This is a genomic window from Microbacterium indicum DSM 19969, from assembly GCF_000422385.1.
GTDB lineage: Bacteria > Actinomycetota > Actinomycetes > Actinomycetales > Microbacteriaceae > Microbacterium > Microbacterium indicum.
In genome coordinates, this window is sequence record NZ_AULR01000012.1 from 55,912 (window position 1) to 69,055 (window position 13,144).

The window sequence follows — 13,144 nt, forward strand, 5'->3', positions numbered from 1 at the left end:
CAGCTCCTGCGAGCCTGCTCCGCGAATTCTTCAGTTGTTGGTCTCCAGCCTAGCAGTGTCTCCGTCTCCGGCCCGGGGAGGCCGCTCCCCCGATCCCGGCTCGAGCCCCGCCGCCGTGACCCGCACATAGCCCGTGTGCTTCGCGAGCTTGTCGAGCCCGGCCGTGCGCCCGCGCACGCGGCGCCAGGCCCACGGGATCGCGTCCTGGAAGAACCACAGGAGCATCGGCGTGATGGGATCCTCGTGCAGGTCGTCGTCGAGACCCGCGAGGTGCGCGGCGTCCGGCACCCCGAGGAGCTCGGCGCAGCGGAACGCGAGGCGCCGGTGGCCCGACGAGCGATAGTGCACCCTGTCGTCGGCGAAGTTGTCGCGGTTGCTGAGATCAGGGAACCGCCGCACCTCGACGAGGAGGGCGCCCCGCCCGCGGGCGACGTCGCGGAGTCCGTCCGCGAAGTCGTCGAAGCGGCGCGCGAGGAAGCCCGCCCCCGCCTCCTGCGGCAGGTACGGGGCGATCATGAGCACGTCGATGCCGGCGTCCCGCAGCCGCCCGACGTCCGCGTCGTACTCGACGACGAGGTCGCGCGGCCGCGCGCCGCGCTTCACGAGGTCGTTCGCGCCCATGAAGATCACGACGAGGTCGGGATCCAGCGCGAGGGCCGCCGGCACCTGCTCGGTCGTCAGGTCCCTCACCCGCCTGCTGCGCACGCCGAGGTTCGCGTAGCGGATCTCGCGCTCGGGCGACGCGGCCGCGAGGATCGTCGCGAGCCGGTCGGCCCAGCCGAGGAACTCGCCCGGGGGCATGCCCTCGGTGTCGCTCATGCCCTCGGTGTACGAGTCGCCGAGGGCGACCACGCGACGCCACCGCGGCGGGCGGTTCACGGGAGCGCGCATGATCCGAGCATCCCACCACCGCCGAGCGCCCGGCGCGCTGACCCGCCGGGCTCAGGCCTCGACGCCGTCGGCGCGCGCCCCGCCGCGTCTGCCGGGCACGACGACGTAGTCGTCGTGCTTCGCCGTCATGCCGTCGCCCGCGGCGCGGCCGTGCATGCGCCGCCAGATCCACGGCAGCGCGTGCGTCGTGAGCCACGGCCCCTCGGCGGGGTCGCCGTCGGCGTGCAGTGCGTCGTCGAGCTCGCCGAGCCGCTCGGCGTCGGGGACGCCCAGAACCTCGGCCGCGCGATACGACAGAAGGCGGTGCCCGCGCGAGTGCAGGTGCACCTTGTCGTCCGCGAACATCTCGAGAGCCGTCAGCTCCGGCAGCGCGTCGACGTCGACGAGGTACGAACTCGTCTCGCGCGCGATCCGCCGCATCTCGTCGGCGAAGCGCGCGAAGCGCGGCGCGAGGAAGCGCACGATCCGGCGGTGCGGCAGGAACGGCGTCACGAGCAGGACGTCGGCGCCCGTGGAGCGGAGCCGGCGGACGTTGCGCTCGAGCTCGGCCGCGATCGGCTCGGGGTCGGCGAGATGCCCGACGAGGTCGTTCGATCCCATGAAGATCGCCACGAGGTCGGGGTACATCGAGAGCGCCTGCGGGACCTGGTCGTATGTGAGGTCGCGCACGCGGCGGCTCCGCACCGCGAGGTTCGCGTAGCGGAAGTCGTCGCCCTGCGACTCGGCGAGCATCGTCGCGAGCCGGTCGGCCCAGCCGCGGTACTCCCCCGCGGCCATGCGCGACGAGTCGCTGAGCCCCTCGGTGAGCGAGTCGCCGAGCGCGATGAACCGCCGCCACCGGGGGCGCGCCTCGGTTGCGACGGGCGCGACCGCGCGCGTCACGCCGCGGGAGACGATGTTGTCGTCGAAGCGCCGCAGGCGCGCGGCCTCGCCGTAGTGCGCGACGAGCTGCTCCGTCAGGGCGCGCCAGGTGCGCTCGCGCACGCTCTCGCGCGCCGCGACCCCGAACGAGCGCCGCTTCGCGTCGTCGCCGAGGAGGTCGGCGACGCGGCTGCGCAGGTCGCCGAGGTCGCCGGGCGTGTAGAGCCAGCCGTCGATCGACGAGCGGACGAGGTCGACGGGGCCGCCCGACCCCGTCGCGACGACGGGGACGCCGCTCGCGAGCGCCTCCTGCACCGTCTGGCAGAAGGTCTCGGCCTCGCCGGGGTGGACGAAGACGTCGAAGCTCGCGACGGCGCGGCCGAGGTCGTCGCCGCCCTGGAACCCGAGGAACACGGCGCCGAGAAGCTCGCGCTCAAGCCGCGCGCGCTCGGGGCCGTCCCCCACGATCACGAGCCGGGTGTCCGGCAGATCCTGGAGCACGCGCAGGTCCTCGACCTGCTTCTCGGGCGCGAGGCGGCCGACGTAGCCGATGATCCGCTCGCCGGGGGCGATGCGCTCCCGCCACGCGTCGTCGCGGCGGGCGGGCGAGAAGCGCTCGGCGTCGACCCCGCGGCCCCAGCGCCACATGCGGTCGACCCCCAGCCCGTCAAGCTGCCGCTCGGCCGCGCTCGAAGGCACGAGCGACATCGTCGCGCGGCGGTGGAGCCGCGCGACGTGCGACTCGGCGACCGCCGCGATGCCCGGCACGCCGTACTTCGCCATGTAGGCGACGATGTCGGTCTGATAGATCGCGACGGTCGGGATCCCGAGGCCGTCGGCCGCGACGACGCCCTGCCAGCCGAGGACGGCGGGCGACGCGAGGTGCACGACGTCGGGCCGGAAGAACTGGAGGATCCGCCGGAGCTGCGCGACGGGCGCGAGCGCCACGCGCACGTCGGGATAGCTCGGCAGCGGGACCGACGCGAGCCACATCGTCTCGGCCGGGACGTCGACGGCGGCGACGTCCGAGGGCTGCCCCGGCGCCTTCGGCGCGACGACGAGCGTCTCGTGCCCCAGGGCGTGGAGGTTGCGCACGACGTGCAGGACGGAGTTCGTGACCCCGTTCATGTGCGGGAGGAAGGATTCGGCGACGATCGCGACGCGCATGCCTCAAGGATCGCGCCGGACATCCCGATCACGCGGCGGTTTCGCGCCGGGTTCGCCGGATGTTCACCCCCCGGGTCGAGGGTTCACCGGAGCGCAAGGATCCGTTCCGCTCGCGGGGACGAAAAGGGCCCGCCGGCTGCGAATCGGCGGGCCCGTCCCTCGTGACACCAGTACTCACCCGCGGCCGACCGTGACGACTGCGCCGAACGAGCAAGTAAGGCAAGCCTAACCTATTGGCGCGAGGACGCAACCCCGGATCCGGCCGCGATGCCGAACGCGCCGCGCACGTCGCCGTCGTGCGGCAGGAACAGGCCGAGGTCGACGAGCCGGGGCACGACCGCGTCGGCGAGGAGCTCGATCGAGCGCCAGGATCCGAAGGGGAGCGCGATGAAGCCGTCGATCGCGCCCGCCTCCCAGCGCCGGGCGATCTCGTCGACGGCGCTCTCCGGCGTCCCGACGACGGTCCAGTGGCCCGCACCTCCCCCGCCCCGCATCGCCGCGCGGCGCAGGGCGGCGGCCTCCGCCTCGTCGTCGGCGAGGCACAGGACCAGCCCGGGCAGCACGCGGGGCGCGGGGCGGCCGTGAGCCTCGGCCCGCGAGGCGAGCTCGGCGCGCATCGTGATCCCGGGGCCAGGCGCCGCCGTCATCGCGAACACCGCGTCCGCGCGCGACGCGGCCAGCTCGATCGAGGCGTGCGAGCCGCCCGCGTGGAGAAGCGGCATCGGCGCGTCGATCGCGGCAGGGATCGTGAGCGGCCCGCGCACCGCGAACCGCCCACGCGGCTCGAGCGTCCTGAGCAGGGACGGGTCGGCGAAGACGCCGCTCGGGTCGGCGCGAACCGCCGCGGCCGGGTAGCTCGCGTGCAGCGCCCGCACGACGTCGATCACGTCGGCGGCGTCGGCGTAGCGCTGCTCGTGCGTCCGCTCGGGGGCGGCGAGGTTCTCCGCCCCCGCGAGCGAGGTGACGACGTTCCACGCCGCCCGACCGCCCGAGATCTGATCGAGCGTCTGGAGCTCGCGCGCGACGAGATAGGGCGGCGCGAAGGTCGCGGAGTACGTGGGGATCAGTCCGATGCGGCGGGTCTCGCGCGCGACGGCGGCGAGCAGGATCGCCGGATCGGGCCCCGTCTGCCCCGGCCAGTCGGCGAGCGGCACCGGGTCGAGAGCGAGGGAGTCCGGCTTGAAGACCGCGTCGATCCCGGCGCGATCCGCGATGACGGCCGCCTCGATCAGGGCGGATCCGTCGGCGAGGCCACCGACCCGGCTGTCCTGGCGCCGCCACGCGTCGCCCCGCAGCCACGTGGGCGAGAGCGACAGGCCGATCGTGAGGCGGCGCTCAGTCACCGCCGACCCCGCGCGAACGGCTCGCCACAGGGATGACGTGCGGTGTCCCGAAGACCGGGTCCGGCACGACGCGCGCGTCGAGCCCGAAGACGTCGCCCAGCAGCTGCTCGGTGAGGACCTCGTCCGGGGCGCCCGTCGCTGCGACGGCGCCGTCGCGCATCACGACGAGGTGATCCGCGTACCGCGCGGCCTGGTTGAGGTCGTGCAGCACGAGCACCATCGTGCGCCCCTCATCCGCGTTCAGCCGCCGCACGAGCTCGAGCACCTCGAGCTGGTGCGAGATGTCGAGGAAGGTCGTCGGCTCATCGAGCAGCATCGTGGGGGCGTCCTGCGCGAGGAGCATCGCGATCCACACCCGCTGGCGCTGGCCGCCCGAGAGCTCGTCCACCGTGCGGTCGGCCAGCTCGCCGACGCCCGTCGCGGCGTAGGCCCTCTCGACCGCGTCGCGGTCGGCCGCCGACCACTGCCGCAGCATGCGCTGGTGCGGGAAGCGGCCCCGCGCGACGAGGTCGGCGACCGTGATCCCGGAAGGCGCCTGCGACGACTGCGGGAGCAGCGCCAGGCGCCGCGCGAACGGCTTGCCGCCGAGGCGGCGCACGTCCGCTCCCTCGAGCAGGACGCGACCCTCCTTCGGCGACAGGAGGCGCGACAGCGCGCGGAGGAGCGTCGACTTGCCGCACCCGTTGGGGCCGACGATCACGGTGACGCGCCCCGCGGGGATCGCGACGTCGAGGCCGCGCGAGATCGTGCGGGACTCGTAGGCGAGCGTCAGGTTCTCGCCCGCGAGGGCGACGGCGGTGTCGCTCATACGCGCACCCTGCCTTTCCGAAGGAGCAGCCAGATGAGGTAGGCGCCGCCGATCACGCCCGTCATGCGGCCGATCGGGATCGTCAGCTGCCCCGGCAGCAGCTGGGCCGCGGCGTCGGCCACGACGAGGAGGCAGCCGCCCATCGCGGCGCTCCCGGCGACGTTCAGGCCCGAGCCGCCGACGAGGCGCGAGACGATCTGCGGGGCCGCGAGGGCGACGAAGGAGATCGGGCCCGCCGCCGCGGTGGCGGCGGCGACGAGGAGGACGGCGGCGAGGATCGTCGCGAGGCGCGTCCGCTCGGTACGCACGCCCAGCTGCCGCGCGACGTCGTCGCCCATCTCCATGAGCTCGGTGCGCCGCGCGAGCGCCGCAACGACGGGGATCAGGAGGGCGCAGGCGACGAGCACCGTCAGCGCGTTCCCCCAGTCGCGCATGTTCAGCGATCCGGCGAGCCACAGGTTCGCCTCGACGGCGCTGTCGAGGTCGCCCGCGACGAGCAGCAGGCTGTTGACCGCCTGCAGCACCGCGCCGACGCCGATGCCCACGAGGATCAGTCGGTACCCGCCCGACGCCCCTCCGCGCGTGGAGAGGACGTACACGACGACCGCCGTGAGGAGGCCCCCGGCGACGGCGCCGAGCGCGATCTGCGCCCCGTCCCCGTCGAACAGGATGATCTGCGCGAGGGCGCCCGTCGCGGCGCCCGTCGTGAACCCGATGATCTCGGGGCTGCCGAGGGCGTTGCGAGACACCGACTGGAACACGGCGCCCGAGACGCCGAGGGCCGCGCCGGCGAACAGGGCCGTGACGACCCGGGGCAGGCGGATCGCCTGCACGATCCGCGCGCTCGTCTCCTCGCCCTGGCCGAAGGCGGCGGCGATCACGTCGGCGGGCGAGAGGCGGATGGTGCCGACGGTCATCGCGACGCAGCCCGCGGCGAGCGCGACGAAAACGAGGACGGCCGTGACGATCGCCGCGCGGGGGCGGATGACGATCGCGACGGGGCCGAGCCGGACGAGCCGACCGGAGGGAGGGGTGAGCTTCTCGGTCACAGCGCCGCGATCCTCCTGCCGCGCACGATCCACACGAAGAACGGGCCGCCGATGATCGCGACCATGATGCCGACCCCGATCTCGTGGCCGGGGACGACGATCCGGCCGAGCGCGTCGGCCGCGACGGCGAGCAGCGCGCCGAGGACGGCCGACATCGGGAGCAGCCGCCTGTGCCCGACCCCGACGATGAGCCGCGCGAGGTGCGGCGCCGCGAGGCCGAGGAAGACGAGCGGGCCCGCCGCGGCCGTCGCCGCGCCCGCCAGGAGCACGACGGCGATGCCGGCCGCCGTCCACACGACGGCAGGGTTCGCCCCGAGGGCGCGCGCCGAGTCGTCGCCGAGGACCGCGGAGTCGAGCGACCGGCCGAGCGCGAGCGCCAGGACGGCTCCGACCGCCGCGAGGACGGCGACGGGACCCAGAACCTCGTAGCCGCGCCCCGCGAGGGAGCCGACCATCCACTGGCGGTAGGAGTTGTAGACGTCGTCGGGCGAGTTCAGGAGGACGAGCTGCGACGCCGCGCCGAGGACGGCCGTGAGCGCGGCGCCAGCGAGCACGAGCCGCACGGGGTTCGTCCCGCGGCGCGCGCCGCCCAGCAGGAAGACGACGACGGCCGCGGCCGCGGCGCCCGCGAGCCCCAGCCACATGTAGCCCACGACGTCGGTGACGCCGAGCACGGCGATGCCCAGCGTGATCGCGAACGCGGCGCCGCTGTTCACCCCGAGGAGGCCCGGCTCCGCGAGGGGGTTGCGCGTCAGCGCCTGCATCACGGCGCCCGCGAGGCCGAGGCAGACGCCGACGAGGAGCGCGAGGATCGTGCGGGGCACGCGCTGGAGCTGGGCCAGCAGGTGGTGGGTGTTCTGCGGGTCGAAGTCCGTGAACGAGCGCCAGGTCTCGGAGACGTCGATCGTCACGGGGCCCACGCACACGCTCACGAAGGCGAACACCGCGATCGCCGACGCGCATGCGACGAGCCACGCCGCGTACCGACGGGTGCGACCGCCCGCGCGGACGCGGGCGGTCGCCGTGGGGTCTCCCTGTGTCACGCGCCGAAGTCGTCGGCGATGTGCTCGACGATCTCGGTCGCGCTGTAGAGGTCGATGCGGAAGGAGTTGAGCCCGAGGCCGTACACCTGGCCGTTCGCGACCGAGGGCAGGTTCGCCAGAACGGCGTCGGCCGCGAAGCCGCTCTTCGCCGCCTCGTCGTCGGCGCTGAGCACGAAGGTCGTGTCGGCCGTCAGCTCGGTGAGGTGCTCGTAGTCGGCGAACACGAAGTCGGATCGCTCGCCCGCCTGGGTGCTCCAGGCCGGGTCCGGGTCCTCGATCGTGAACCCGAGCGACTCGAGCAGCTGGCCCTGCGGGCCGGTCGAGAGGCCGATGGGGTTGTTCTGCCCCTCGCCGTTGTAGGAGACGATGTTCGCCTCGCCCTCCGGCACGGTGATCTCGCCCGCCGTCTCGGCGACGAGCGCGTCGAAGTCGTCGGCCGCCTGCGTCGCGGCGTCCTCGAGACCCGTCGCCTCGCCGAGCTCGACGGCGAGGTCCTGCCAGGTCTGCTCGCCGTAGTCGACGATGATGACGGGCGCGATCTCCTCGAGGTCCGAGACCTGGTCGGTCATGGAGTCGGCGCCGGACGACGACACGACGATGAGGTCGGGCGCGGCCGCGATCGCCGCCTCGATGTCGGGCGATCCCACGGCCCAGATGTTGTCGACGCCGCGCTCGTCTGCGACGTCCGCCCACTGCGCGAAGAACTCGCCGTTGCCCGCCGAGGCGCTCGACGTGACGGGTGCGTCGATCGCGAGCAGCGTGCCCGTGACCGTGACGGACGTCGAGAGGATCGACTCGGGCTGCGCCGGGATCTCGGTCGTCGTGCCGTCCGCGTTCTCGAACGAACGGGGCCAGTCGCCCGCGCCAGCGGAGGCGGCGGGCGTCTCGGCCGACGCGTCCGTCGCGTCCGACGAGCAGGCGGCGAGGGACGCGCTCGCGGCGGCCGCGACGGCGACGACGACGAGCCCGCGGCGCAGCGTGTGGGAGATGGTGGGCATAGGTGGATCCTTCGATCGGGAGACGGGCGCGCGCTTCCGGCGCGCACCTCAGACCTAGGTAAGCCTATCCTTGGTTCTGTGCCTCCCGTCAAATCCTCGCCGCTCCGGCAACGCCCGGCCGCGGCGTCGCCGCACCTCCTGACCATCCCTCCGCAGACGCCGCGCCCCGAGCGGGTCCGGCGCGGGGGCTCGCCGCTCGTCGGGGCCGCGGGCGATCCGCGCGGCGCCAGGGAGCTCTGGGAGCACGCGCGCCGCGTGGGAACGCCGCTCGTCGAGGGGTCCGGCCCGACCCGCGCTTTCACGTGGGTGTGGCGGGGCGAGGCGACCCGCGTGGCGCTCGTCGCGGGCAAGCTCGCCGACGACGAGGCGCAGGGCGACGTGATGTTCGAGCGGATCGCGGGCTCCGACGTCTGGGCGCTGACCCTGGAGCTCGGCGCCGGGTGGCGCGCGACCTACTCCCTGGCTGTCGCCGACGGGTCGGGCGTCGCCCCGCCCGCGCTCGCGGAGCGCCGCGCCCGCGCCCTCGCGGCGACCGATCCCGACCGCCACGCGAGCGTCGGCGCGTGGTACGACCTGCTCGCGGGGGCGCGCCCCGATCCCCTCGCGAGGGAGAGTTTCCGGGGGTCGTCGGTCGCGTCGGGCCCCGAGGCGCCCCCTCGCCCCTCCGCCGACGGGGAACCGCTCCGCGCCGCCGGCCCGTCGGAGTCGGGCACGTGGGTCCACCCCGACGCGCCGACCCCCGACGGCGGGTGGCGCCCCCTCGTCCTCCTCGACGGCGACCGCCTCCGCGACGACGAGGGCCTCCTGCGCGCCTGCCTCCGGCGCGACACGGCGGCCCTCCTGCTGGGTCACGGCGACATGGCGTCGCGCGACCGCGAGCTCGCCTGCAGCCCGGAGACCGTCGACGGGATCGTCGCGATGCTCGACGCGGCGCCCGTGCAGACGGCAGACGGGCCGGCGACGATCGCGGGCAGCTCGCTCGGGGGGCTCACGGCGATCTACGCGCAGGCGCTGCACCCCGATCGGTTCGGCGCGTCGGTCAGCCAGTCGGGATCGTTCTGGTGGCCCAACGCGCGGAGCGGGGCGAGCGCCGAATGGCTCACCGACGCGATCGAGCGCGCCGACGCGCGGTTCGACCGGGTGCACCTCTCGGTCGGGCTCGACGAATGGGTGCTGCTCGACCCGACCGAGCGCCTGCGCCTGGCGCTCGCCCCGCGCACCGCCGCCCTCACGGCCGACGCGTTCGACGGAGGGCACGACGCCGCCTGCTGGGCGGCGGCGCTCCCCGCGATCCTCGACGGCGTGCGGCGGAGCTGACGCGGGGATCCCCCGGGGCCGGGGAGATCAGCCCCTGTCGGGGAGGTCCTTCAGCAGGTCTGCGAAGGAGGAGCCGCCCGCGAGGTAGGTGTCGGGGCTGAAGGGGTCGGCAACCGTCTTCGCGGACGTCCCCGCGACGCGATCGGCGAGCTCGCCCGCGCCCCGGTCGACCCGCTTCTGGAGCGGCGCCACGGCGTCCGCCTGGTCTCCCCAGTCGGCGCTCGCCGCGAACACCGCGGTCGAGACGGGCTCGGCGTGCAGGTAGGTGAACAGCGGGCGCATCGCGTAGTCGATCGCGAGGGAGTGGCGGGCCGTGCCGGCGTTCGCGGCGAGGAGCACGGGCGTCCCGACGATCGCGTCGCGGTCGAGAACGTCGACCCAGCTCTTGAACAGGCCCGAGTAGCTCGTCGAGAACACGGGCGTCACGACGATGAGCGCGTCGGCGGCAGCGACCGCGTCGTTCATCTCGGCGAGCGGCTTCGGGGCGAAGCCCGTGAGCATGCTGTTCGTGATGTCGTGCGCCACGTCGCGAAGCTCGAAGGTGCGAGCCTCCGCCTCGACGCCGTGCTCGCGGAGCTGGCGGAGCGTCGACTCCGTCAGGCGGTCGGCGAGGAGCCGCGACGTCGACGGGTCGGACAGCCCGGCCGCGACGACGACGATCTTCCTGGCGCCGGTCACCTGTCGGCCGCCCGCCCGAAGGCCGAGGCGCTCTTCACGGCGACCTCGTCGGTGTCCTGGTACGGGGATCCGCCCGTGACGTTGTCGCCGCGGTTCGCGTTCGGCTTCGGCTGGCGGACGGGGCCGTCGCCGTACTTCGCGGCGACGCGCTGCGCGTGCGTCGGGGCGTCTGGCACGTTCGCCGGCCGGTTCTGCGCGAGCTCCCTGCGGAGGACGGGCACGACCTCGAGCCCGAGGAAGTCGATCTGCTCGAGGACCATCTTGAGCGGCAGGCCCGCGTGATCCATGAGGAACAGCTGGCGCTGGTAGTCGCCGAAGGTGTCGCGCATCGACGCGTAGCGGTCGATGACCTGCTGGGGGGATCCGACCGTCAGCGGGGTCATCTCGGTGAAGTCCTCCATCGTCGGGCCGTTGCCGTAGACGGGGGCCGCGTCGAAGTACGGACGGAACTGGTCGATCGCGTCCTGCGACTTCTTCGCCATGAACGCCTGGCCGCCGAGCCCGACGATCGCCTGCTCGGGGGCGCCGTGGCCGTAGTGGGCGTAGCGTTGGCGGTACAGGTCGATGAGGCGCTGGTAGTGCTCCTTCGGCCAGAAGATGTTGTTTGCGAAGAACCCGTCGCCGTAGTAAGCGGCCTGCTCGGCGATCTCGGGCGTGCGGATCGAGCCGTGCCAGACGAACGGGGGAACGTCGTCGAGGGGGCGAGGCGTCGAGGTGAAGCCGTTGAGGGGCGTGCGGAACTTGCCCTCCCAGTCGACGACGTCCTTCTCCCAGAGCTCGCGCAGCAGCGCGTAGTTCTCGATCGCGAGGGGAAGGCCCTGCCGGATGTCCTTGCCGAACCACGGGTACACGGGCCCCGTGTTGCCGCGGCCCATGACGAGGTCGACGCGGCCCCCCGAGAGGACCTGGAGCATCGCGTAGTCCTCGGCGATCCTCACGGGGTCGTTGGTCGTGATGAGGGTCGTCGACGTCGAGAGGATGATCCGCTCGGTCGCGGCGGCGATGTACGCGAGGGTCGTCGTCGGCGACGACGAGAAGAACGGCGGGTTGTGGTGCTCGCCGATCGCGAAGACGTCGAGCCCGACCTCCTCGGCGTGCCGGGCGATCGCGACGGCGTCGCGGATGCGCTGCGCCTCGCTCGGCGTCTCGCCCGTGACGGGGTCGCGGGTGATGTCGCTGACCGAGAACAGTCCGAACTGCATGCCCTTCCAGGGCGTGGCGCTTTCCATGCACATGAATATACATGCACGTGGATGGGAACGCAAGAGAGCCCACCCCACACCGTGGGACGGGCTCTCGAGAAGGCGATTGAACGCTGGTCGCGCTGCTGCTTATCGGCGCAGGCCGATGCGCGCGATGAGCGCACGGTAGCGCTCGATGTCGACGCGCTGGAGGTATCCCAGCAGGCGGCGACGCTGACCGACGAGCAGGAACAGGCCACGACGCGAGTGGTGGTCGTGCTTGTGCTCCTTGAGGTGCTCCGTCAGGTCGGAGATGCGACGCGACAGCATCGCAACCTGCACCTCGGGGGATCCGGTGTCACCGGGGTGCGTCGCGTACTCTTCGATGATCGCCTTCTTGACGTCTGCTTCCAGTGCCATAGGTGATCCCCTTTCAGCTTGTTGCGCGGCGCCCACCGCCTGATGCGGGGGCTCTCTGTATCCGCGGCCGATCGAACGGCAACCGGAAAAGCTTACCGTACGATTGCGGGTCGTGCCGAATCGTCGCTCGTTCCTCATGGACCTCCGTCCGCTCACGGAGCACCCGGCGTTCGCGCGGCTCTGGATCGGCAACACGATCGCGGGGCTCGGCTCGCAGATGACGGTCATGGCCGTCATGCTCCACATGTACGCGCTGACGGCGAGCGACATGGCCGTCGCGATGATCGCCGTCGCGGGGCTCGCGCCTCTCATCGTGTCCGGCCTTTACGGCGGCATGCTCGCCGACTTCTTCGACCGCCGCACCGTCGCGCTCACGGCGTCGTCGATCACGTGGGCCTCGACGGCCCTCCTCGCCGTCGTCGCGTGGACGGGGCACGTCGACCCCGCGTGGCTCTACGCGCTCTCGATCATCAACTCGGCGGCGAACTCCGTTGCGGGCGCGACGAAGTCGGCCATGACGCCGAAGCTCGTCGGGGCGGATCTGATCCCCGCGGCGAGCGCGCTGCAGGGCGTCGCGTTCGGCCTCATGATCATGGCGGGCCCCGCGCTCGGCGGCGTCCTCGTCGCCTTCCTCGGGTACCCGCTGACCTACACGGTCGACGTCGTCCTGATGCTCGCGCTCTTCCTCGGGCTGTGGTCGCTGCCGAAGCTGCGCCCCGACGGCGAGGGCCACTCCCCCGGCCTGCAGTCGGTCCGCGAGGGGATCGCCTTCCTCCGGCGCGCGCCGAACATCCGCACGCAGTTCGTGATGGACGTGACGGCGATGACCTTCGGCAACCCGCAGGCGATCTTCCCCGCGGTCGGCGTCCTCATCCTCGGCGGCGGCGAGGTGACGTCGGGCTTCCTCACGGCGTCGGTCGCCGTCGGATCGATCGTCGCGGGCCTGTTCTCGGGCCGGATCGTCGCGTTCGCACGCCAGGGCGTCGGGATCGCGCGGGCGATCCAGGTCTACGGCGTCGCAGTGGCGCTGTTCGGCGTCATCCTGCTGATCGCGACGGGCCGGCCCGCGTCGACGGCGCTCACCGTCGCGGCGTGCGCGTTCCTCGTCGTCATGGGCGGCGCCGACAACGTCAGCTCGATCTTCCGCTCGTCGATGCTCCAGCAGGCCGTGCCCGACGCGTATCGGGGGCGGCTGCAGGGGATCAACATCGTCGTCGTGACGGGCGGCCCGCGCCTCGGGGCGCTCTACTACGGGGCGCTCGCGTCGCTCTTCGCGCACTGGGTCCCGCCCGTCGCGGGCGGCATGATCATCGTCGGCGTCATCGCCGCGATCATGCGCCTCGCGCCGCGCTTCCGGGCATACGACTCGGCCCACCCCGAGCCGTAGC

The 13,144-nt window shown here is 73.3% G+C and carries 12 protein-coding genes; 2 read left to right on the plus strand and 10 right to left on the minus strand.

What is annotated here, in order from left to right; genetic code table 11:
* Nucleotides 1–30: 30 nt before the first annotated feature.
* The 7 genes from H576_RS15140 to fepB all read right to left on the minus strand — a co-directional run bounded on the left by H576_RS15140 (nucleotide 31) and on the right by fepB (nucleotide 8,160).
* Nucleotides 31–891, minus strand: a complete 861-nt coding sequence (locus tag H576_RS15140; RefSeq protein ID WP_051172536.1) for an SGNH/GDSL hydrolase family protein — start codon at nucleotides 889–891, stop codon at nucleotides 31–33.
* Nucleotides 892–942: 51 nt separating this feature from the next.
* Nucleotides 943–2,919, minus strand: coding sequence for a glycosyltransferase (locus H576_RS0109370; RefSeq protein WP_029150728.1), 1,977 nt, complete (start codon nucleotides 2,917–2,919; stop codon nucleotides 943–945).
* Nucleotides 2,920–3,149: 230 nt separating this feature from the next.
* Nucleotides 3,150–4,262, minus strand: coding sequence for an LLM class flavin-dependent oxidoreductase (locus H576_RS15145; RefSeq protein WP_051172538.1), 1,113 nt, complete (start codon nucleotides 4,260–4,262; stop codon nucleotides 3,150–3,152).
* Nucleotides 4,255–5,070 (minus strand): ABC transporter ATP-binding protein, encoded by an 816-nt coding sequence (locus H576_RS0109380; RefSeq protein WP_029150729.1) that lies wholly within the window; start codon nucleotides 5,068–5,070, stop codon nucleotides 4,255–4,257. The genes H576_RS15145 and H576_RS0109380 overlap by 8 nt, the downstream gene beginning before the upstream one ends.
* Nucleotides 5,067–6,119 (minus strand): FecCD family ABC transporter permease, encoded by a 1,053-nt coding sequence (locus H576_RS0109385; RefSeq protein ID WP_029150730.1) that lies wholly within the window; start codon nucleotides 6,117–6,119, stop codon nucleotides 5,067–5,069. The genes H576_RS0109380 and H576_RS0109385 overlap by 4 nt, the downstream gene beginning before the upstream one ends.
* The gene (locus H576_RS0109390; RefSeq protein ID WP_211215796.1) at nucleotides 6,116–7,162 is read right to left on the minus strand and encodes a FecCD family ABC transporter permease; all 1,047 of its coding nucleotides are present in this window, start codon (nucleotides 7,160–7,162) and stop codon (nucleotides 6,116–6,118) included. Before H576_RS0109390 ends, H576_RS0109385 begins: the two co-directional genes overlap by 4 nt.
* A complete protein-coding gene (fepB, locus tag H576_RS15150; protein WP_036320224.1) occupies nucleotides 7,159–8,160 on the minus strand; it encodes a Fe2+-enterobactin ABC transporter substrate-binding protein in 1,002 nt (333 codons plus the stop codon). The genes H576_RS0109390 and fepB overlap by 4 nt, the downstream gene beginning before the upstream one ends.
* A 78-nt stretch (nucleotides 8,161–8,238) precedes the next feature.
* Between fepB and H576_RS16735 the strand changes: the two genes are divergently transcribed.
* On the plus strand, nucleotides 8,239–9,477 hold the full coding sequence (locus H576_RS16735; RefSeq protein WP_169564333.1) for an enterochelin esterase domain-containing protein: 1,239 nt from the start codon (nucleotides 8,239–8,241) through the stop codon (nucleotides 9,475–9,477).
* Nucleotides 9,478–9,504: 27 nt separating this feature from the next.
* Here the strand turns inward: H576_RS16735 and H576_RS0109405 are convergent, their stop codons facing one another.
* The 3 genes from H576_RS0109405 to rpsO form a co-directional block, all read right to left on the minus strand.
* The gene (locus tag H576_RS0109405; protein WP_029150733.1) at nucleotides 9,505–10,155 is read right to left on the minus strand and encodes a CE1759 family FMN reductase; all 651 of its coding nucleotides are present in this window, start codon (nucleotides 10,153–10,155) and stop codon (nucleotides 9,505–9,507) included.
* The gene (locus H576_RS0109410; protein ID WP_156888197.1) at nucleotides 10,152–11,357 is read right to left on the minus strand and encodes a CE1758 family FMN-dependent luciferase-like monooxygenase; all 1,206 of its coding nucleotides are present in this window, start codon (nucleotides 11,355–11,357) and stop codon (nucleotides 10,152–10,154) included. Before H576_RS0109410 ends, H576_RS0109405 begins: the two co-directional genes overlap by 4 nt.
* Before the next feature lie 129 nt (nucleotides 11,358–11,486).
* Complete coding sequence (rpsO, locus tag H576_RS0109415) at nucleotides 11,487–11,756, minus strand: 30S ribosomal protein S15 (RefSeq protein WP_029150735.1); 270 nt, start codon at nucleotides 11,754–11,756, stop codon at nucleotides 11,487–11,489.
* A 112-nt stretch (nucleotides 11,757–11,868) separates the two neighbouring features.
* On the opposite strand from rpsO, the gene H576_RS0109420 reads away from it, so the two are divergent.
* Nucleotides 11,869–13,143 carry an MFS transporter gene (locus H576_RS0109420; protein WP_245559157.1) on the plus strand — a complete coding sequence of 425 codons (1,275 nt, stop codon included), beginning with the start codon at nucleotides 11,869–11,871 and terminating at the stop codon, nucleotides 13,141–13,143.
* The last annotated feature ends 1 nt before the right edge of the window (nucleotide 13,144 follow it).

Excerpts from the sequence above, each read along its gene's own strand:
- H576_RS15140 (WP_051172536.1), bottom strand. The coding sequence starts at position 891 with ATGCGCGCTCCCGTGAACCGCCCGCCGCGGTGGCGTCGCGTGGTCGCC.
- H576_RS0109370 (WP_029150728.1), bottom strand. The coding sequence starts at position 2,919 with ATGCGCGTCGCGATCGTCGCCGAATCCTTCCTCCCGCACATGAACGGG.
- H576_RS0109380 (WP_029150729.1), bottom strand. The coding sequence starts at position 5,070 with ATGAGCGACACCGCCGTCGCCCTCGCGGGCGAGAACCTGACGCTCGCC.
- fepB (WP_036320224.1), bottom strand. The coding sequence starts at position 8,160 with ATGCCCACCATCTCCCACACGCTGCGCCGCGGGCTCGTCGTCGTCGCC.
- H576_RS0109410 (WP_156888197.1), bottom strand. The coding sequence starts at position 11,357 with ATGCAGTTCGGACTGTTCTCGGTCAGCGACATCACCCGCGACCCCGTC.
- rpsO (WP_029150735.1), bottom strand. The coding sequence starts at position 11,756 with ATGGCACTGGAAGCAGACGTCAAGAAGGCGATCATCGAAGAGTACGCG.